We start from the raw sequence: 22,258 nt of genomic DNA on the forward strand, positions 1-22,258 counted from the left end.
GTAATGTTTAAAATGTTAAATCAATGCCAAATGTGTACTTTTTGGGAATGGGATAGTCGTTTCCGTCTGAATACCCAGTTACGCCCACCGCTTCCGGATCAGGTACTGTAGATTTGGACCATACTTTTACATTGTCCATTACACCGTAAAACCTAATCATGTTCATTCCTAGTTTTTTGGTAAGTTTTTGAGGCAAAGCATAGCCCAAACGGATATTTTTGATGCGTAAGAAACTTGCGTCCTCTACAAACATGCTCTGGCCAATATGCCATTTGTCTACTGTATTGGTAATCAGCCCCGGGTATTTGGCAATATCTCCCGGTTTAGACCAGAAATCCGAAACGTTAAAGTTTGATGCAGGTCCTGATCTTGGCCCCCAATCGAAGTATGGATTCGAAGTTCCTGCATCCTGAAACTTATCAGAGAGGTATCCATTACGCAGGCTGCGGCCGGAAATGAAAGTAACCAGTACATCAAGAGAAAATCCTTTATATGAAAATGAATTGTTCATGCCGCCCGTAATGTCCGGATTTGGGTTTCCATACGATACATAATCATTATAATCGATATTGTAATCCCCGTTCTGATCCGCCCTTGCCGGATCACCTGCACTATATTGTGCTCCTCCGAAGTGCGTAATCCGTTTGCCTGTTTTCGGATCTACAGGAACATCTGCATCTTTTGAATAGATTCCTCTTACGTCCCAAACCTTATAGGTGAACAATGGTTCGCCAACGCTCAGGGTCTGTTGCATCCAAGGATCTCCGAATGTGAAATCTCTTCCCCCGTTTGGCAGTTTGGTAATATAATTATCGTTATAAGCTATGTTGAAATTAGTTGTCCACTGAAATTTTGACTTTGGCCCAAAATTTCTCGTGGTTAAAGTTAACTCAATACCCGAATTGCGCAGATCAACAAAATTGTTTGATATTTGAGAATAACCAGTAGTAAGTGGTACGGCAACCTGAAACACCTTACTTTTAGAATCCCGTACATAGTAATCGGCTGTTAAGGTTATTCTGTCCTTAAGCAAGCCCATGTCGATTCCCGCGTTGAACTGCGGACTTCTTTCCCAGCTGATCGAACTTGATGAAGCTGCCCCATAATAATCCGGGTATAATACTGGTGTGCCATTATAGGTATTCTGAAAACCACCTACACCATTTCCCAATACTGATGTTGGATAACCTGCATCTCCTATTAAAGATTGGTACTGGGCATAATAAGCGCCGGGATCATTTCCGGTTATGCCATAACTGGCCCTGAACTTTAAGTAGGAAACAATATTTTTCAGCGGTGAGAAGAAATGCTCTTCAGATGCATTCCAGCCTGCTGAAACTGAAGGGAATGAGCCCCAACGACTGTCAGCACTATATCTTGAAGAGGCATCGGCACGGTATACAGCCTGTAAAAGGTATTTTCCCTTGTAATCATAAACAAAACTTCCCATCCAGGATAAACGCGAGCGCTCCTGGATATCGTTACTTACATATAAATTTGGACCAGCAGCAATTCCCGTAACGGTTTTTACCGCATCCGAGTTTCCTATACTGGAGCTATAAGTATTGTTGAGGATGTTTTTTTCCATTCCCTGTAGCAGGACGATGTTGAAATTATGTCCGCTCTTCAATGACTTGTAGTAGTTTAACGTGTTCTCCAATTCCCAACGGTTGGTTTGATAGATATATCCGTAAGCTTCATTCTGGCCGCTGGAACTTAGAAGGTTTGGTTTAAAATAGCTTCTGGTATTATTATTTACATTGTACGATATCGTGCTTTTTAAGTTTAAACCAGGTATAATAGTATATTGAGCCATGGTGTTACCATTCAAACTGGTGGTTTTGTCATCGTCCCTAAGTTCATCATATCTGCCGGTATATAACGCCTGTTCAGTGGGGCCGATGCTCCAAAAAGATGATGGGAAACCCCAGGTTGTGAATGGGTATTTCCTTTGGTCGCCTTGTCCGTGCCTGGCTTTGGTAAGGCCGACAAAGAGATTAGTCTGGACCAGCAATTTTTCAGTAGGAGACACCTGGAAGAACAGGCTAGGGGTAACCCTGTTGATATCATAACCTTTCATTACCCCTTCCTCAAAGTAACGGTTGAAAGAGAATCTATAAGAATATTTATCTGTTGCCCCCGATATGCTTGCATCAATATTGCTGATATTTCCCGTTTGGAGAAATAATCCCTGCCAGTCTGTATTGTTGTTGAAAGCAGTATTTAAACTGTCGGTTAACATCATATTCAGATTTTTGAGCTGGGTATATGATGCATTGCCGCCATAGAGTAAATCCATTTTCAGTCTTCTCTCTGCAGTCCCAGTCTGGATTGGTTTCAGTGCCGGTTTGTTCGCAATACCAAAATAACTGGCTACCCTGATCTGAGGTGGAGCGCCAATAACTGCACGTTTTGTTTTTACAATAATAACGCCGTTTGCCGCCCTGGCACCATAAACGGCTGAAGCAGATGCATCCTTAAGTACATCAACAGATTCGATGTCGTTAGGGTTGATTGCCTGTAATGGACTGCTTCCATAGGCTGACCCAATATCATTAACATCATAAATCACTCCATCGATAACGTATAAGGGCGAACTGCTTTGGCCTAAGTTTACATTACTTGCACCACGGATGTTGACGATGTTATTTCCTCCGGGTTCGCCCGAAGTACTCAAGACCGTAAGGCCCGCAACCCTTCCCTGCAGCATGGCATCAAATGTAGAGTAAGGCGTATTTTCAAAATCTTTTCCTTTTACAGAAGATATAGCACCAGCTGTTTTTTTTCTTTGAATATTCTGATAACCTATGGCAACCACCTCATCCAAAGCGTTGTTGTCTTCAGTAAGCTCAATATTAATGCTTGTCTGGCCTGCAGCAGAAACTTCTTTTGACTTGTAGCCAACAATGCTTACCGTCAATATTGAAGAGCCTTCTTTTAAGGTCAAAGAAAAGTTTCCTTTGGTATCCGAAGAGGTACCGTTTGTTGTGCCCTTTTGTTTGATAGATGCCCCGGGTAAAGGCTGGTTTTTCCCGTCAGTTACTGTCCCGGTAACTTTGGTTTGTGCGAAGCTAAGAAAGGGTACCATGAGGAATATGATGATGCCCAGGAACTTACTCCGCCCTAAAGTAAGATTTAATTTCATTAGTTTGTTGGTTAGTTTAAACGTTGAAGTAACGTTTATAAATTTACTCATTAATGATTTGATTGTAATGAATATTTTACCCTATTTGAATCATTTTTTAACCAGTTTAAAGGAAAATAAATCTCATCTCATTGGTACACTTATAATCTGGTTTAAGCTTTTCTATTATATTGATACCAGATATTATCGAAAGTATTTCTAACAAAAAAACTTCCTATTTCTTTAATGGAATAGGAAGTTTTTTGTCTTTAGTGATTATTCCACCGTCCACTCATGTACGCCTGTTGCTTGTTCTACCGGAAGCCTTATTTCCATTCTTAAAGCAGAAGTACTTACCGGTTTGAATTTTAAAACATTCCATTTATCTTTACTGATCTCATAAGGAGATATTGACTCTACAGGGATCCATAGCTCGCCTTTCTTGTAAAGCAGCCTGAAAGAGGCTGGAATTCGACAGCCGCCCCAGGGACCATCATCATACCAGTAAACTTTAGATTCGCTGACAGTCTGCTCCGATTCAAAATTATATTGCAGAAATTCGTTGGTGTTTTTTGCGGGCCACCAGTGCAGGTAGGGGAAATTTGTATCTTTTGAACTGGCAGGTTCGTACTGATCTTTGATTGCCGAGAGCATTCTCTTGTTTTTTATTGAGCCTGATACCTGACTTCTGCTTGCTATGGTTGGTGCAGGTTTTGGCATGGCCGCTGATTGCTCATAAGGTATCCACACTGTCATTTCGCTTGCGCCCCTGTTTGCCCAGGCATAATATGGAATCGCCTTAACATCCTGAGCGGTTACCAAAAGGCTGTCGCTTTTTATTTGCCGTTTTGTGCTTTGGCCTTTAATATCGATTACTTCTACACCATTGAGAAGGTTTTGCTCGTAATGAGAAGAGGCAATTGCATTCTTACCGATCATGATATTCTGTACCAGGCTGTCTTTGTTGTCTGGGCCTTCAAGGCAGTAAACCACAGGGCCGCGTTGCAGTACAAAACGTGAAGCATCGTCTTTAACGTTTTTGTTTGCGATCACTTTGTCGGTTTCCATGGGTAGGTTTAAGAAAACTTTATCGCCTTTTTTCCATTTTCTTGTTAAAACAGCATAGCCTTTTTCTGTAATAAACGAAGTGGCCTCCCCATTGATTGAAATCTTTACCGGAGTTGTTTTTTTATCCATAAATGAATAAAGACTTCCAGGCGATGCCTCATGGGCTGCCCAGCCCGGAACCCGGATTTTTAAAGTAAAAACAGAAGTTTTTACCGGATCGATATTGATGGTTACCTCTCCTTTCCACGGATAGTCAGTAGTTTGTGTGATTTCTACATTTGTAGCGGCAAGGGCAATTGTACTGGTGTTGCCCATAAAAAGGTTTACATACAGGTCGTTTTTATCCTGTGCATACACATAGCCCGGCAGAGAAGGTAAAAAGCGGGCCATATTACTAATGCAACATGCGCAACTGATCCATGCGCTCCGCTGATGTTGAAACATGGATGCCAATGGGTTTGGATAAAAGAAACGATCGCCACTTAACGAAACGCTCCAATGGCGGCGCAGGTTTCTGCATAAGCGGACATATTTGGTAATTGGTAAGCTTCTCCGAAAGCCTCACCAGCTCCTGTAGCGCCAATACCACCAGTAATATATAATTTTCTATTTACTACGTCTCCCCAAATATCGTCAATAGCAGACAGGTATTTTGTATCTCCGGTAAGCGCGGCAATATCTGCCATTCCTGTATACATATAAGCTGCTCTCACTGCATGTCCAACAGCTGTATGCTGATCAGTAACTTTTTCATGCCCCTGATTATATTCATCGCCTTTCGGTCCCCTCACGTCCAGGAAGAACTTTGCAAGGTCCAAATATTTTTGATTACCGGTAACCCGGTACATTTTAGATAGCCCGATCTCTACAATCTGGTGGCCCGGGTATTCTTCTATTTTTCCGGGACCGAAGGTTTTTACCAAAAGGTTTGCATTTCTAATGGCAATGTTTAATAGTGTTTTTTTACCGGTTGCCTGATAATGTGCCACAGCAGCCTCATAAAGATGCCCAGCATTATAAAGCTCATGACTTAATACCTCTTCCTTCTCCCAGCGTTTAGCGCCGATCCATTCGTGCGGTTTTTTTGCATTCACCGTCCTGAAAGTAAATAAATATCCATCGGGTTCTTGTGCACCGCCAATTATGCTGATAAGTGTATCAATATAAGCTTCAAGCTTTGGGTTTGCTTTATTCTGAATCGAATAAGATGCGCCCTCAATTGCTTTGTATACATCGGTATCATCAAACGGAAATTCACTCATCTTATCTCCACTCATTTTTTTTCCTGCTCTCAGAAAATTATCCATTCTGCCATTTGCTTTACATTGTGCAATTACATAGGGAATGGTTACTTGTGCATTGATCTCCATCTTTGGCTGCCAAAAGTTATCCTCAACATGGACCTTTGTAAACGCCACGGGCTTGATGGGGTAATCTTTCTTTTGCGCAAACGTATTGAATGCCAATGAGATTAATAATGTGCAAAATAGGAGTAACTGATTTGTTTTATTCTTCATGCCTATCTGGTTATTTATTTATATATAAAGCTGACTATTCAAAATGGTACATAAGCAGTACAGCTTTATCCCTATATTTTGAACCACCCGAAGCTAGCGCATTTGAAAATAAAATTCTTAGTGTTTTTTTGCAGGTCGTAGCAAGATTTTACCTCAATCTGGGGATGTGAAAACATTCTACTGCTTTGATTTGCCAAAATATGACCTTAAAGCTTTGGCTGTAATAAACTGATTTAAGATGCGACGATGGTAAAGACAAAATTCAGCTCAGGTAAAGCAAGTCCTGAGCGTTGTTTTTACACTTGAGCTGGGTAGTTTTTTACAGGTTGAACATACTTGACCGTAGAACAATCAAATATGTTTTTTTCAAAAATATAATGAAAATGGATTGGTATTGGTTTATATGTCAGATAACCAGGGAAATTTATGATTATGATCTTATTGTTGTTTTAGTGTGTTGGCTTTACGGGAATAATATTCCCTGCATCGTCGAAATACATGCGATCCATACAAACTTCACGGTTAAACCCTGCTGCTTCGCCCATGTTTATCCCATTAGGATAATTGAACCTGTGGTAAATGATATACCATTCGTCTTTACCAGGAACTTGCAGTACAGAATTGTGGCCTGTTCCAAAAATACCGGATCCGGGATCTTTCTGTAGAACCAGGTTGTTTTGCTGAATGCTGATCGGGCCTAATGGTGATTTGGAAGTTCCATAACGCACACGGTAATTCTCGCTGCGGGTATCGTCTTCTGACCACATGAAATAATAGGTGTCTTTTCTATAAAATACATAACAGCCCTCTCTGAAAGTTTCATCTGTTTTTAAAACCTTGGTGGAATTAGGTTTTAAAGAAATCATATCCTTATTTAGTTCGGCCACAGCCAGATAGCCATTCCCCCAGTAGAGGTAGCTTTTTCCGGTTTTAGGGTCTGTAAATACAGCAGGATCGATTTCCTGCCCGTTCTTAATTCCTTCAGGCTTAAAGTTAATCAGGGGCTTCCCTGAATCTGTAAAGGGGCCTGTAGGAAGATTCGAAGAGGCTACGCCGATTTTCTGTGCTGCAGTAAAGTAGTAGAAGTATTTATAGTCTTTGCCTATCTTTTTTTCGGTAATAGTTGGTGCCCAGGCATTGCGGTTACCCCATTTCACATCTTTTTTGAGGTTGAGGATTACACCTTCATCCTTCCAGTTAATAAGGTCGGTAGAGGAGAAGGTTTTGAAATAATACCCACTCCAGCCGTCGAAACCATCGCTGGTAGGGTAAATGTAATACTTTTTAGTTTTGTTCGCGTAAAGTACATCCGGATCGGCGTAAAAACCATCGAGTATGGGGTTTTTGGCCAGTTTTAATTCCATGCCTAATGGAATTCCCCATTTAGCGGTTAAGTTTCTTAGCTCATTGCGCGAAATTGGAATAATGGTACCATGGCGGGGATGGAAATCCATTTTTACTTCATGATCAATCACTTTAAATCGATCTAAATCTGTGCTCTCGCAAAACTGGTATTTACCTTTGCCGTAAACATCGTACATCAGGATGTATTTGTCTGACCTGTTGAGTTTGAATACAGACGAACCTTCTACTGCATCATGGGTTTGTTGTTTGTAGCCCGGTTGTTCGATCCATTTTCCCGAAGTCAATGAATCGGTCATGGCGAGTTTAATTCCGTTTCCATTACCCTCGGTTTTATAAAAGAGGTGGAAGATTCCGTTTTTATTGATGATATCACCATCAATGCAGGATTTGCCGTTTTTGGGATTAAACAGCACTTTAGGCTCTTCCTCAAAATCTGTAAAGTCTTTGTTGGCGTAGGCATAGTAAATAATATCCGGGCCAGTGCCATGCTGCATCGAAAAGTAAACCATATACTTTCCTTTCGCGGGGTCAAATATGGTTTGGGGTGCCCATACGCGTTTAAGATCATCATGGCCTTTAAAACGTTTCTGGATATTGATGATGCTGTGTTTCCAGTTAATCAGGTCGTCTGATTTTAATAAAGTCATTGCCCTGTTAGAATCCCAGCCTTTGGAGGATGTCATATCGGTTACCACCATGTAAAAAGAACGGCCATCTTCAGAACGTAAAATATGGGGATCTCGGATGCCGCCAGTCGAACTGATCTGTTTTGAATCGAGCACGGGTTCATTGCTATTCAATGCACGGTAATTGTAACCATCGGTGCTGATCGCAAAGCAAAGGGCTTCGTCTTTTACTGCATTTCCTTTAAAATAGGTAAATAAATATCCGGCAAAATCTTTTTCTGCCGGCCCTGATTTATATTCCTGACTGAATAAATTTCCAATAAAAGCAATATGTAAAAAAGAAAGAAGGATCAGGCGTTGACATGGAAGTCTTTTCATGTTTAAGAATTGAGTTTTATTACAGGTATTCAATAAGCAGGGTGTAGTTAATTTAAAAACCACACCCTGTTTATATTATTTTAAAGCTATTTTTTGCACAGGTGAGTAAACATACTCGCCAGCAATTGTGGTTTTTACCCCAAGTCGTGCGTAAATAAAGTCGAGCGATTTAAGGTTGTCGGGAATATCAGCCGACAATGTAGTTTGTGCACCAAATACAAGTGAGGGAACACTACCATCCACGCGAACTTCACGCTGCACCTGATCGGTTAAAACTGATTTTCCCAAGTACAAGCTTACCAGTTCCACATTGGCGGTAGTAACCACCTTGTTCACTATAAAATTGGCATTGATGGTATTACCTGATTTTGTAAAGGTTTCATTAGTGATGGTAAAGTAGGGTGTTACCGGCACATCAATATTGGTATTTTCTGTAAGATTTACCCTGATGGTATCAGTTGCCTGTTGCAACCAGGGCGCATCAGCACGACGCACCAATTTGTATTGACCGGCAAATAATTTTGCCGAGAAGCTCCCGTCCTGATTCATGTATACATAAACAGGAGATTTGAGGGGATAGCCGTCCTGCCACAGTTCCAGTTGCGGGCCGTTGTTACGTACGCCTAAAGCCTTACCCTGATAAACAACCTTACCTGATAAGGTTAATTCGGGTGCATCAAAATTATCGTATTCGCCGCAGCTGGCCATGAATAAACTGACTGCTGCTATTATCGTTAAAAATTTAGTTTTCATCGTGGTAAGAATTAATTGAATGGATTACGAACAATTTTAGGGTTGTTGTTTAATACTGCCTGATCAATTGATGAGTAGTAGTTTGCCATACGGAATAACCTTGCACGACGGAAGCGGGTTGGGCGTACCCGTGCATAAATGTATTTTCCGTTGTCGGGATGGCCGGGTCTTACCACACGGTATGAATATAAACCCATCACTACTGCATTCGGATCAGTTTCTGTACCATCCCAAACCAAATGGGCAATTCTCCATCTTTTCAGGTCGAAATAACGGTGATCTTCGAACGCAAGTTCCACGCGCCGCTCATTGCGGATGATGTCGTTTGTTAATGCACTTAAGCTGTTGGCCGGAAATCCTGCACGTGCACGAACTGTATTAACATAACCCAGTCCTTCCGGACGGCCCAATTCAAAAGCAGCTTCTGCTGCATTTAAGTAAATTTCACCTAATCGGAACCATGGCCACCAGTTTATTGAAGATGTTCCGCGGGTACTTGCGGCTGGTGCATCACTTACCATTTTGCGGATGTAAAAACCAGTATTGCTTACATCTACGGCATCATCTTTCGGACCGTCAAAGCCCGTCCAAACTTGTCCGTCGCTATAGTTGCCACCCAATACTGTAGAGGTGGTTAACTGATAACTACCATTGTTCCATACTGCTACTCCGGCCTGTATTCTTACTGCATTGTTTTTGAATGTTGTACCTGGATAAATAACGGTTCCAAATAAGCGACCATCTTTATTTGCAAAAATATCGGCAGGGTTTGTATAAGCGATGTAGTTACCATTCGCATCTTTGTCTTTTAATGTACCTCTGCTTCCGTCTAAATAGTTGAAGCTTTCTACCAGACTCAGGGATGGTGAAATTGCAGACGATGATTCGGTATCCTCGGTCATGCTTTTGATGATGTTATCATAGGTAAAGCGTTGTATTTTGGTACCTAAGGCAAAATCTTTTGCAAAGATTACTTCACTAACCGGTTTTTTGTTCAGCATATCATAGAAATTAGCCCCTTTATCTGCATTCACGTTATATAAAGCATAAGGACCCGCAATCACTTCTTTCGAAGCCGCAAGCGATTTATTGTAATAATCGGTCGCCATAGATGCCGGGATACCTACTTCGCCACCGGTGGTGCTGATTGGCGCTGCCATTAAACTATTGTATTTGGCGATAGATGCGGCGTAAAGCATAGCTCTGCTTTCCAGTGCCAGCGCAGTATACTTGTTGGCACGAGTTGGTATGCCGTTATTGGCTGATAGGTCAGTTTTGATTTCTTCAAGTTCCTTGTAAATGAAATCGTAAACTTCTGATTCTTTAGCACGTGGTACCTGTAATGGAGTAGGATCACCGCTGAAATCGTAAATTAATTGTTTTGTAACCAATGGCACACCGCCCATTCGTTTTACCATTTCGAAATAAACGAAGGCGCGGATAAAGCGCATTTCACCTATAAATTGGCTTTTTTGGGTGGGTGTTAACTTAACCCCTAATGTGTTTATATTTTCGAGTGAGAGGTTAATATCGCGGATTAATCCATAATCCCAATAACGCCCATAATCGTTGCCAAACTGAAAGTCATTTTTGCCGTTCTGATCACGTGTACCCGACCACATGGCGTCGTCCAGCTCAGTCATTCCCCCGGTATTGAAAACACCATGCAAGGAAGGCAGGCGGTCATAGTAATTCGCCAGAAGGGAAGTAATTAAATTTGGGTCGTTCCACAATTGTTCATCGGTAATGGTGGTTTTAGATTCACGGTAAAACCAGTCATCATGTTTACAGCTGTTCATGGTTAAACCAATAAGCAGTGCAAAAGCTATATAAATTTTTTTCATCTTAATCTTTGTTTAAAATGTGATGTTAAATCCGGCCATAAATACTCTTTGCTGCGGATATACTACAGCTGCTGCTGCTTCGATTTCCGGATCAATCTGGAAATTTTTTACGTTATCGAATGAAATCATATTCGATGCGTTTACATAGAAACGAATTTTCTGTGCTTTGATTTTCTCGGTAATGGTTTTAGGAAGACTATAAGCCAGTTCCATATTTCTAACACGCAGGTATCTCACGTTTTTTAACCAGAAACTGTTGTTTCTACCGTTTGGCCCTGTGTTACCGCTACGGATGGCAGGATAGTAGCCAGGAATCCATGCGCTATTTCTATCATAAGGATCAGCACGGTGCCATCTGTCTTCCAGCAAATAGGCTGGGGAGTTTCCACCGCCATGAAATGGATTTCTCAATTCATAATCCTGGTTCCAAGATTGCATGGCGCCACCGGCTAAATCGATGTTCAGGTCAATCCCTTTATAGCTTAAACCAATACGTCCACCGAAAGACATCATTGGTGCCCAGCCAGTAGGATAACCAATCGGGCGCTCATCAAGATCATTGATCACACCATCACCGTTTACATCTTTGTAAATAAAATCACCTGGTAGTTGTGTTCTATTGTTCTGACCATCGTTGTTTATGCCATAGCTTCGGATTTCTGCTTCAGACTGGAAGCGGCCTACCACCTCGTAACCCCACCAGATGCCTCCCCACCGGTTTTCATTTGATTTGGTGTATTCATTATATGAATTGCTGAAACGTGGCTTGTATGAATCCAATATTTTATACCTTGAGAAAGTAAAGTTTCCACTAACAGTATAATTTAATTCGCCCACTTTACTGGCATAAGTGATGATTCCTTCCGCACCATAGTAACCATTACTGTTCAGGTTTTCGTTTGGTAAATCGTAACCGATTTCAGATGGTAACAGCACATCGTATTTTTTGCCCGGATAACCTGTACGGATAATTTTAAATGCGTCGGCTGTAAAGGTTAGTTTGTTATCAAACATTCCAACATCGATCCCTACATTATAATTGGTGTTTTTTACCCAGGAAAGGTTGCGAATGGGAAGCCCCTTAGGTTGAATACCCGGATAGTACGTTCCGTTTAATACGGCATTTCCTGAACCCCAGTTATAACCTGATAAGTAATCATGCATAATTACACCTTCTTCCAATCCGGTTTGACCAACAGAGACGCGAAGTTTCATGTCGTTTACGACCCCTTTTAATGGTTTGAAAAATGGCTCATCAGAGATCCGCCATCCTAAACTTCCCCCTGGAAATAATCCCCATTCCTTGCCTGAATAATACAGGTAAGAACCATCATAACGTCCTAATATTTCTAATAAATATTTTCCTTTATAATTATAGTTGAAACGACCAATAAAACCAGCCCTTGCTTCATATAACCATTCATCACCAATGCCGTTGAGTTCGGAAATGGTGTTTACCAAAGGAATATAGTTATTGGTAGGGTTAGAGCCGATGGTAGTTAGTGTTCTGTCCCAATCAGAGCGTTCATATCCTGCCATTGCAGAGAAGTTATGATCGCCGATTTGTTTGGTATAATCCAATTGAAACTGTGCAGATCTCGCTATAGCCACACGGTCGGTTTTATAGCGCCATCTCGAATTGTTTCCGTTACTACGTACGTAGTTGCCGTTTTCATATCTGTACACGTCATAGCTGTACTGAAATGCATCAAATTTATTGTTAGTGTAATTATAAGACACTATTCCTTTTGCTGATAAACCAAACTTGGTTTTGTAGGTTGCAGTCATGTTTACATTCCCGCTCATAAAGCTATTGTCTTTATAACCTGCAATATCGCGGCTAAAAACTGCCGGGTTATAGGCAAACTCGTTGGTTTGATTAGGATATAACGGATTGTCATTGGCATAAGGCCCAACAGTAGGCCTGTTTTTAAAGATCGCCAGGATAGAAGAGAAATAGCCATCGCCGCCAGGTAAACCCACATCCTGTGTTTTTTCCTGTCTGGCTGAGATTTGTGTACCAATGGTAAGCCCTTCCAGCACGGTTGCTTCAAGATTGGCCTGCAGGTTTGTACGTTTATAGTTGAAATCTTTGATCATGGCATCCTGCTGCAGGTTACCTACTGATAGAAAGTAATTTGATTTTTTGCCACCACCGGTGATGTTGGCATTGATGTATCGCTGAGGAATGTTTTTGCGGATAACCATATCAGCATAGTTGTATCCCTGATAACCAGGTTCGGTACCCGCTTGCCACTTGGCCAGTTCTGCAGGAGTATATACCTGTGTTGGGTTACCGTTTGGATCGTTCTGCGCTGCTTCTACCAAACCTCTGGTGTATTGTGCTGCTGTAGCCATTTCAGGGAAACGGGTAAGGTTTTGCCAACCCAGATAGCCATTTACATTTATTTTTACGGATTCATCTTTTGAACCTTTTTTTGTGGTAATTAATACCACACCTTTCGATGCCCTAAAACCATATACAGCTGCGGAAGCATCTTTTAGGATAGATATACTTTCAATATCTTCGAGGTTTAAGGAATTGAATATATCTGCACCAGAGCCATTCTGAGTGCCTACCCAATCTGTTCCGGTTTGGCCGCCATAGGCAACACCATCGATTACAAATAGCGGATTACCCATATTACGAACTTCGATACTGGCTCCGCGCCCGGGGCGCGCATCTTTGGCCCTTACAGAAATACCCTGTACCTTACCTGCAAGTGCTCCTGCGGTAGAAGTAGAGGATGTGCGTACCACGTCTTCTGATTTCAGGTTACTTACTGCTCCGGTAATGTTGCGTTTGGATTGTTTACCATAACCAACTACCACCACATCTTCCAGTCCCTGGTCGTCGCTTTCCATTTTAATGGTAAACTGGGTTTTGTCGCCAATGGTGATGGTTTGGTTTTTGTAGCCGATGTAGGTTACCAGGAAGGTACCCTTGCTTGCGCTAAGGGTAAAGCGTCCCTGACCATCAGTTGTTGTAATCTCTTTCGGGACTGCACCTGGAACGACAATGGTTACGCCGGTTAGGGGTTCATTGTTTTCGCTTAGTACTTGTCCGGAAATCTTGCGTTGCGCATAAGTGTATGAAGGGATTCCCCATACCATCAGGCAGAAAAAGAAAATTTTCAGGATTCTCATGTTATATTTGGTTTTTGTTTAAAAGCGGTACTGGTTATTCATTATCAATCCATAAAGGCGATGTTAGATTCTACTCTGTATGAAGCAGAGGTTGATCAACAGGAACGCTTTCCATGGAAGACGCAAATGATTCATCGATGAAGGATTTATAGTTGGTTATAGGGATCAAACATAGTGGATTGACCGATCTGCAGACATATACAAATCCGTCAATTAACGATTAATATTTCGTCAAAAACTGTGTTTTTTATGCTTGGGGCTTCTTTTTTTGGTATTCGGAAGGCAGTTGACCAAATTCTTCCCTGAAGCATTGCCGAAAATAAATGGAACTGTTGATGCCCACCATTAAGGCTACTTCGGTTACGTTATACTGACCTGAACGCAGTAGCTGAGCAGCCTTCTGGATTCTGATTTTGCGTACCAGCTGGTTAATATTTTTGCCGGTGAGTCCTTTTAGTTTTCGGTAGAGCGTAGACTGGCTCATGTTCATTTTTTCGGCGAGGGTTCCCGCATCAAGGATTTCATCCTGAATGCATTCTTCTACGAGGTTAACAAATTCCTGTACAAAAGCGTTTTCGCGCCAAAGGTCCTGATCTGTTTGTGTATTGGTTGCCACTACACCTTTTTCCGCTGTAGAAAGCCGACCCAGCACTTCAGCATATACTGCTCTGCGTTTGAGGAGCAGATTTTCTATCCTTTTGTGGAGTAGTTTTGGACTTACGGGTTTAGTGAGGTAAGAATCCACCCCGAGGCTATAGCCCAGTTCTTTGTCGGCTTCGGTATCTTTTGCGGTTAAAAATATCGTTGTGATATGACTTGTTTCCCGTTGTTGCTTAATTTTTTTGAGCATGGTAAAACCATCCATGTCCGGCATCATTATATCACTTAAGATTAAATCAGGTATGTGACTCTTTGCCAGTTCAAAACCCTGGCTTCCATTTTCGGCAGCAATTACTTCATAGTTTACAGCGAGTACAGCTGTTAAATACTCGCGCAGGTCGTGTTCATCTTCAACCAGCAGCAGTACCTGGCGACTATCGGAGTTTGTTGGCAGAATAGCTGAATCTTTTTCGGCTTGTGCTGAGGCAGTTGCAACAGCACTGGTGAGTAAGCGTACGCAAAACTCACTTCCTTTTCCGGGCTCACTCTTTACTGAGATTTTACCATGGTGTATAGCAGACAGTTCTTTAACGAGGGCAAGGCCTACGCCGGTGCCCTGGCTAACTGATTTTGGAACCTGATAATAGCGGTCGAATATTTTATTGATATGTTCGGCAGGAATTCCACATCCTGTATCTTCTACACAAATGAGTGCACAGGTACTCAGGCGTTCCTGTTCATAGTGAAGGCTAACTTTGATAGTGCCCGAGGTGGTATATTTGCAGGCATTAGAGAGGAGATTATCCAGAATCAGTTGCACGATTTCTGCATCAAAAATGGTTTTAATGTCATTCTGATCAATATTGCAGGCAATCTGCAGGTTGCTGTTAGTATTGGCTTCCGTATATTTTTGAGCAATGTGCTGCACCAGTTCACCTAAAAAGCCTTCACCCAGAACCAAAGGTTTGTATTGGGATTCTACCTTACGGAACTCAAGCAATTGGTTGACAAGTGAAAAAAGTCTGTTGGCATTTTTTTGTACCATCAATACCCCTTTTTTGTGTTTAGCGGCCAACTTCTCTTCATGAAGGAGATCTTCGAGTGGCCCAAGAATGAGGGTTAGTGGTGTGCGCAGTTCGTGGGTGATGTTGGTGTAAAAATTCATCCTTTCCATGTGTAATTTCCCATCCTGTTCTATCTGGAGTTTTTTTATCCGGAGCTCGGCCTCTGCATAAACTTTTCTGATGTGAAATACCACAAGCGTTATGATGACAGAAATAATCACCAGGGCATACAGCAGAATGGCCACGTTACTAAGGTAAAAAGGAGCGGATATTTTGATAAACAGTTTCTTGTAGTCCTGCGACCATGTTTCATTTTTTTGTCTTGTGCGGATACGCAGCTCATAACTGCCATGAGGGATATTTCTGAAATCGAGATTTTTCTCATCACCTAAAAATACCCACTTTTCATCCCGTCGGTGGAGCTGATAGCTAAACTCTACCATATCATGGAGCGCATAGTCCATTACGGCCAACTCTACACGAAAGCTGTTTTCATCGTGTTTGAGATTGATTTCTTCGGCGAGGCCAGGGTGTTTTTCTGATTGCGCATGCGTTTCGCCTGTGTTGAATACCATGAACCGGCTGATCTTAATCGGAGATTTGGGAAGGGTGAGCGGAATATCTTTTGGATTGAAATAGCAGACACCAGCAGGCATTCCGAAGAAAATTTTTCCGCCGGAATCTTTACCCACGCTATTGATAGTGAAACCGCCGAGTGGTAAACCGAATGACTGATCGTAGCTTAAGAACCGTTTTTGCTTCGGTAAATACCGTAGAATTCCGGATCGGGTAGAGCACCAGATGTTTCCATTATTGTCTTCTGCAATAGCATTGATGGTTAACCAGGCTTTGCCACCTGGGGGAACGATGATTTCCAATTCGCCCGTTTTTTTTGTGGCGGCTTGCAGGCCTAAACCTTCATTGGTAGCGATCCAGATATTATTTTTCCGATCGGCAAATAAATAGTTAATGGTGTTGCTGTTGATACCCTGGCCTTTTACTATTCTTTTAATTAGCTTTCTGGCAGGGTCAAAAATGTAAATTCCTTGGCCGTATGTGCCTATCCACCTGTTGCCACTTTGGTCTTCTACCATTGTGCGTGGCGCATAATCTCCGAGTATGGGGCTATTGGTGATCAGTTTACTGAATACTCCGGTTTTGGAATCGCGGATAAACAGCCCTTCCTGGGCAGCGAAAGAGATGTTGCCTGCTTTATCTTGTACGATCGCTCTAACAGCCGACATTTTTTCAACGGTTTCTACCTTCTTCCATACCTTGGTTGTTGCGTTGAAAAAAGATACTCCACCATTTTGCAGACCAAACCATTTATTGTTGTCGCTATCCTGTAATCCGGAAAGAAGAAAATCGTCACCTATCGCACTGTTTTGGGTGTTAATTTTATTTACCTGGCCATTTGGTTTAACTTGTAATATTCCATCGCCAACGGTACCCAGCCATATACTTTTGTCACGGTCGTTTAAAATGCTGGTAACAGTTGCAGGTTTCCCCTGTTCAGGGAATAATGCCTGCGTTGAAAGGATAGAGAAGAAGGGTTTAATATGGCTTGTAAAGGCAATTCCACCACCGTAAATCCCCATCCATATATTACCAAACCCATCCTGGTCAATGCTTTGGACCGATGAGGCTTTGCCACGGTTTAAATTAGCACAGGTGATGCTTGTCATCTGCGAAAGTGTTCCGTCGCCGAGGTATTCGGGATTCAGGATAAATAGCTGTGATGACTCTGCGCCTAGCCATATCGAACCGTTAACTGCTTTAATGGAGTAGATAAATGGTTCCCTTCCATTACAGCTTTTTGCAGAAAGGTTTATTTTTTTTAGGATTTTTGTTTTTGGGTTAAAGATGGCCAGGCCTTTTCTGGTTCCGATCCAGATGTTGTTAAACTGATCACAAAATAATGATTTAACCTCATTGTCCGGCAGCATACCCTTGCTATTACTGACGTTGATAACCGTTACACTGCGGTTTTTAAGGTTCACAATCGAAAATCCCTTATTTACATGGCCAATGTAAAGGGTGCCGTCTTTGCCTTCAGCGAGCGCCCAGGTACTGTTTTCTGGCAGGTTAGGAAGGTTCTTTTTGCTAAAGCGCTCGAATGTTTTAGTAGAAGTGTTGAAACGTTGTACCCCCTGATGGTAAGTGGCCAGCCAAAGGTTCCCGGTCTGCGATTTAATAATATCAGTAATATCGTTAGTGGCCAGCGATTTCGGATTTTTATCATCATGAAGGTAATATGAAAAGCGATTGGTTTTTAAATCATAAACATTTAAGCCATTTGCGCGTGTACCTATAAAAACCTGATCATTATCATATAACAGTGTATTGATTTCATTACTGTTTACTGAAGAGCCGTCTGCCTTTTCTGATTTATAAAACTGTTTAAAAGAATTGCTGGCAAAACGGTTAAGCCCAAATTCGGTTGCAATCCAAATAAATCCATATTTATCATGTACAACTTTTATAACCTGCTCGCTGGATAATCCTTCCTGAAGAGATAAAAACTTAGCCTGATTGGTTTGCGCCACCAACGCTGTACTGTATAAAAAAAGTATTAATAATAGCTTCGATCCCATTTTCATAGCCATCCCCTCCTGTAGCGCTATTTTATTTTGCCACGATTACATTTGCTCCGCCTGGTAAAAGTTTTACTTTCAATTGTTTTGCCTTGTTTAATTTCAGCTGTTTTATTTGAGGTGAACGGTCATCGGCATCTGAGTATAAGGTAACTTCAGTACCAGATAACATTGGCAGCGAAATGTCGATTGTTTTCTCCGTGGTTTCAGCATTTATAGCTGTAATATACCAGGTATCGCCATGGCGACGTGCCAATACACAATATTTTCCGGGATATCCATCAAGAAAAACAGTATTGTCCCAGGTTGTTGGCACATTTTTCATAAAATCGATCACATGAGGCGCAACATCGCTGAGGTTATTTGGGGTGATGCCAAAATTCTGCACTGGATTCTGGAAAAGAATAGCGGTTGCCAATTGGAAAGTTTCTGTTGTTTTTCTAATTGTTCCTCCGTCATTTTTCTTGTTGTGGCGCTTGTTTAAAAGAACTGGTCCGAAATCCATTGCGCCTATAGCATTTCGGATAAAGGGATGAAGGCTGGCATTGATGGCTTCGGTATCATTTGCATGTTGGGTGAATATCAGGTTCTCTGATGCCAATACCGCCTCACTTCCAACATAATTTGGATACATTCTTTCCCAACCTCTAGGCACTGTGCAGCCATGAAAGATTACCGTTAAGCCAAAAGTGTTGGCATCAGATAAAATATCTTCATAAAGTTTCATGGTTTCCTGTTTGTCGCCACCAAAGAAATCTACCTTAATTCCTTTCACACCAATCTGCTGCATCCACGCCATTTCTTGTTTCCTCGCCGAGGCTGTATTCATTTTATATTTAGGTCCTTGTGGGGCATCATTCCAAAAACCATTAGAGTTATACCATAAGGAAATACCAACTTTTTTCTCTTTTCCGTAGGCAACCAGTTCCTCGATTTTTTTCCGTCCGATTTTGGTATCCCACCAGTTATCAATCAGCACAAACTCATAACCCATTGCCGCAGAAAGATCGATAAACTTTTTCTGATCTTCGAAATTAATACTTTCATCTTGCCATAACAGCCAGCTCCAGGTAGACCGGCCAAAGGTATAGTTCTTCGATGCGGCATATTGTGGCGCTACAACATCGAATGGAACAGTAGTTTCAACAATCGGTTTAAGTGTACGTCCGACAGTAATGGTACGCCAGGGCGTATTGCCGGGTAATGATATCGTTGGATTTGCACTACCGATGCCGTTATTTTCTCCCTTCTCCGGAAAAGCAATTTTGTAATTTCCATCTTTAGTGCCTTCGCTTAGTCTGGAGCCACAGTATAGTGAATTTACACCAGTTTCTGAGAGTAATACCCACCCATCATTCCCCAAATGGAAAAGGGCAGGAAAAGTATAACCTATGCCATATTTTGAAGGGACACCCATGGCCTGATCGCGGTTATATTCTTCTTCGTAGCTGGGTTTGGTTTTCATCCAGCCAATCATTGGGGTAGCCTGCGGGCTTAAAAATGTAGTGGTGTTTGCCGGAAATTTGTATCCGCTCAATTCTTCTTCAATGACAAAGCTTGCAGCTTCACCGGTCTGCGGAACCTGATATCTAAAGGCAATGTCGTTATTGCTCACGCGGAATACTACTTCAATCTGGTTCTTTTTGGCATTCTCAAATTTGCAGATCAGCTCATTTGCCTGGTAGTTTACATTACTGATCTTGATTTTTGGTTCATTGTAACGCTCATCAATTCGTCGTAATTGCTTACCGGTTAGCTTGAGGCCAGAGGATAAATCCATCTGGCTTCCGCGAAGCCCCAGAGGAGAGCGCTCAATCATTTCTTTTCCCTGTAATACTACATTGTAATAAAGTTTACCCTCGTTTAAATAAAGTTTAACCATCAATTTCTGATCTGGACTTGTAACGTTCAGGTCTTGGGCAAAAGATAAAAAGTGGCTGGCAACCAATGCCATTACCAGTAAAATGCCTTTAAAATAATTCATAGCTAAAGATTTGCGGAGTAATTTTGGGGTATTCATCACAACGGAATAAACTTATTTGGGTTAGATTTATCTGATCAGTTTTCGAAAACGAAAATTAGGCAATATTTTTAAATGTTATGGTAACGTTTATTATTTTTTTTCCATAATCCATTAAAAACAGCGTTTAAGCAACGCAATTAAAATCAGATATTCTCAAAATCCTCAAAGTTATTTCGCTGTAACTAAGAGCCTGTTTAAATTTTTACAGCAAATTTTACACAGTATTTTGCTGTCACGCTGAGCGTAACGGATTGCTTTATTAATGCGTTGAAATGGTCTTCGAATACGCTACCATTGACAGATCTTATAAAGAAAGGTCGTCATTGCGAGGCACGAAGCAATCTTAAAGCGCACGCTGTTAGCGATCGTTGTAAGATTGCTTCGTCGGCTGAAAAAGCCTTCTCGCAATGACGAATCCTCGCCAGAACATAGCAATAGAACCCTCTGGCACTCATATTGATTTTAAACAATTAATTAACCCTCAGACTGACATGCGAATTAATTTTATTTAATTTTTAAACAGGCTCTAAAATAATTAACTGAATAGGATTAGATTAAGCAATATTCCGTTTTTATGACTTTAAAACAATTTTGGATAGTTAATCCCTCGAACGATTAAAATAGAATAAAACAATTCGAAATTAGCATTTAACTCAAAGGCTCCCCCAACCAACAGTTTATCAATCCGGATTTACTTTTTTATCATCTTCCACCAGTCTAAAATGAATATCCCCTCTTTAAATATCAGAAATAGGTCGTGTTCGCCCTTTACCTTATTAAGCGTACAGGAGATTGTTTCCCATGTAATATCTTTACTTTTTACGGGAAGCGTTCCGATTAACCTGCCATTTTGATCATCAATCCTGATTTCCAGCTTTCCTCCGCCGGTAAGGGAAGTTAAACTGGCTTCAAACTTTTTAGCACCACTTTTAAAATCGACACCTTTAATTTTGATGAAGGCACCTTCCTGTTTATTGGTGGTAAAAATACGCCCGTTTACAGCGTCTTTTTCTGCTTTAATGCCTTCAGCCCAGTTTATTGTTTCAGCTTCGGTACGTTTGAAAGGATTCAAATTACCGACTTGTTTCACTCCGGTTTCCGACCACCATGGCAACTCCTGGATGGTGCCATCCTGGTTGTAGCTGAGTTCTTCCACGCAAACCGAGCGCCTTTCATGGTGTTTATCGGTGATCATAAAATTTAACCGGAAATTAAAACCAAACAAATATGATTTACCCTTGTAATCAATAATTCCGGGGTGATTTCCTGAAGATTTTTCATTTGGTTTCATCAGATAACCCTTATAGTCCCAGGGACCCGTTGCATTTTTGCTCATCGCGTAAGCAATCCCTTCCGGGCAACAGGTAGAAGCATAGGCGAGATAGTAGTGGTCATTACGTTTATAAGTCCACGGACCTTCCTGGTAGTGGTAAGCATCAGCCTTGGTTTGCCCTTTTTCTTTACCTACATCTTTTACTTTAACGATTTCCCCAGAATAGGAAATCATGTCTTTATTTAACTTTACATACCAGAGGTTTGGATTGCCCCAATACAGATAGGCTTGTCCGTCATCATCAATAAACACAGTGGGATCAATATCATTCCACAGATGGTCATCATCAATAAGCCTTTTTCCTATAGGGTCTTTGAATGGTCCATAAGGACTGTCTGCTACCAAGACCCCAATGCCACTTCCCTGTATCGGACAATACAGGTAGAATTTTCCATTACGCTCGATACATTGGGGTGCCCAGGCTCCGTTATCCTGCTTTCCCCAGGCGAAGTTTTTCAGAGATGCAATAGCGCCGTGGTCTGTCCAGTTTACCATATCTGTTGAAGTATAAAGAAGCCAATCCTTCATCAGGAATTTACCCATTCCAGGACCGGCATTATCTTCATCATGGGAGGTGTACAGGTATACGGTATCTTTATATACCATTGGTGCCGGGTCGGCCGTAAATTTAGTCTGTATAATAGGATTTTGGGCTAAAGTGCCGAGCGTTATGAAACTTAAAAGTAAGCTTGCGCCTATTCTGAATTTCTTTACCATTTTTATAGGTGTTATTTCCATTTAGTTTTATTTTAAGGGCTGATTGGATTTTTCTATCCATCATCCATTTAATTTGCTTAGTTCCTGATAAAGAAACCGCAGTTA

The 22,258-nt window shown here is 41.5% G+C and carries 9 protein-coding genes and 1 pseudogene; all 10 read right to left on the bottom strand.

Translation table 11 applies throughout. The features are described from left to right. Positions 1–7: 7 nt before the first annotated feature. Complete coding sequence (locus tag ACUN24_RS09625) at positions 8–3,145, bottom strand: SusC/RagA family TonB-linked outer membrane protein (RefSeq protein WP_445562299.1); 3,138 nt, start codon at positions 3,143–3,145, stop codon at positions 8–10. Positions 3,146–3,400: 255 nt separating this feature from the next. Further along, a complete protein-coding gene (locus ACUN24_RS09630) occupies positions 3,401–4,582 on the bottom strand; it encodes a hypothetical protein (RefSeq protein ID WP_445565131.1) in 1,182 nt (393 codons plus the stop codon). A gap of 33 nt (positions 4,583–4,615) precedes the next feature. Then, positions 4,616–5,709, bottom strand: a pseudogene (locus tag ACUN24_RS09635) (glycoside hydrolase family 127 protein); the annotation flags it as partial. 449 nt (positions 5,710–6,158) lie between these two features. Further along, positions 6,159–8,078, bottom strand: coding sequence for a family 43 glycosylhydrolase (locus ACUN24_RS09640; protein WP_445562300.1), 1,920 nt, complete (start codon positions 8,076–8,078; stop codon positions 6,159–6,161). A gap of 75 nt (positions 8,079–8,153) precedes the next feature. Then, positions 8,154–8,831, bottom strand: a complete 678-nt coding sequence (locus tag ACUN24_RS09645) for a DUF3823 domain-containing protein (RefSeq protein WP_445562301.1) — start codon at positions 8,829–8,831, stop codon at positions 8,154–8,156. A gap of 11 nt (positions 8,832–8,842) precedes the next feature. After that, positions 8,843–10,675 carry a RagB/SusD family nutrient uptake outer membrane protein gene (locus tag ACUN24_RS09650; RefSeq protein WP_445562302.1) on the bottom strand — a complete coding sequence of 611 codons (1,833 nt, stop codon included), beginning with the start codon at positions 10,673–10,675 and terminating at the stop codon, positions 8,843–8,845. Positions 10,676–10,687: 12 nt separating this feature from the next. Further along, complete coding sequence (locus ACUN24_RS09655; protein ID WP_445562303.1) at positions 10,688–13,822, bottom strand: SusC/RagA family TonB-linked outer membrane protein; 3,135 nt, start codon at positions 13,820–13,822, stop codon at positions 10,688–10,690. Between the two features lie 247 nt (positions 13,823–14,069). Then, positions 14,070–18,080, bottom strand: a complete 4,011-nt coding sequence (locus tag ACUN24_RS09660; protein ID WP_445562304.1) for a hybrid sensor histidine kinase/response regulator transcription factor — start codon at positions 18,078–18,080, stop codon at positions 14,070–14,072. 31 nt (positions 18,081–18,111) lie between these two features. Then, positions 18,112–20,064 carry a glycoside hydrolase family 97 catalytic domain-containing protein gene (locus ACUN24_RS09665; RefSeq protein ID WP_445562305.1) on the bottom strand — a complete coding sequence of 651 codons (1,953 nt, stop codon included), beginning with the start codon at positions 20,062–20,064 and terminating at the stop codon, positions 18,112–18,114. A 730-nt stretch (positions 20,065–20,794) separates the two neighbouring features. Continuing rightward, positions 20,795–22,174, bottom strand: a complete 1,380-nt coding sequence (locus tag ACUN24_RS09670) for a glycoside hydrolase family 43 protein (protein ID WP_445562306.1) — start codon at positions 22,172–22,174, stop codon at positions 20,795–20,797. Positions 22,175–22,258 lie beyond the last annotated feature (84 nt).

The organism is Pedobacter sp. WC2501, assembly GCF_052682415.1.

Coding starts and splice junctions, on each gene's coding strand:
- ACUN24_RS09625 (WP_445562299.1), bottom strand. CDS start 3,145: ATGAAATTAAATCTTACTTTAGGGCGGAGTAAGTTCCTGGGCATCATC.
- ACUN24_RS09630 (WP_445565131.1), bottom strand. CDS start 4,582: ATGGCCCGCTTTTTACCTTCTCTGCCGGGCTATGTGTATGCACAGGAT.
- ACUN24_RS09640 (WP_445562300.1), bottom strand. CDS start 8,078: ATGAAAAGACTTCCATGTCAACGCCTGATCCTTCTTTCTTTTTTACAT.
- ACUN24_RS09645 (WP_445562301.1), bottom strand. CDS start 8,831: ATGAAAACTAAATTTTTAACGATAATAGCAGCAGTCAGTTTATTCATG.
- ACUN24_RS09650 (WP_445562302.1), bottom strand. CDS start 10,675: ATGAAAAAAATTTATATAGCTTTTGCACTGCTTATTGGTTTAACCATG.
- ACUN24_RS09655 (WP_445562303.1), bottom strand. CDS start 13,822: ATGAGAATCCTGAAAATTTTCTTTTTCTGCCTGATGGTATGGGGAATC.
- ACUN24_RS09660 (WP_445562304.1), bottom strand. CDS start 18,080: ATGGGATCGAAGCTATTATTAATACTTTTTTTATACAGTACAGCGTTG.
- ACUN24_RS09665 (WP_445562305.1), bottom strand. CDS start 20,064: ATGAATTATTTTAAAGGCATTTTACTGGTAATGGCATTGGTTGCCAGC.
- ACUN24_RS09670 (WP_445562306.1), bottom strand. CDS start 22,174: ATGGAAATAACACCTATAAAAATGGTAAAGAAATTCAGAATAGGCGCA.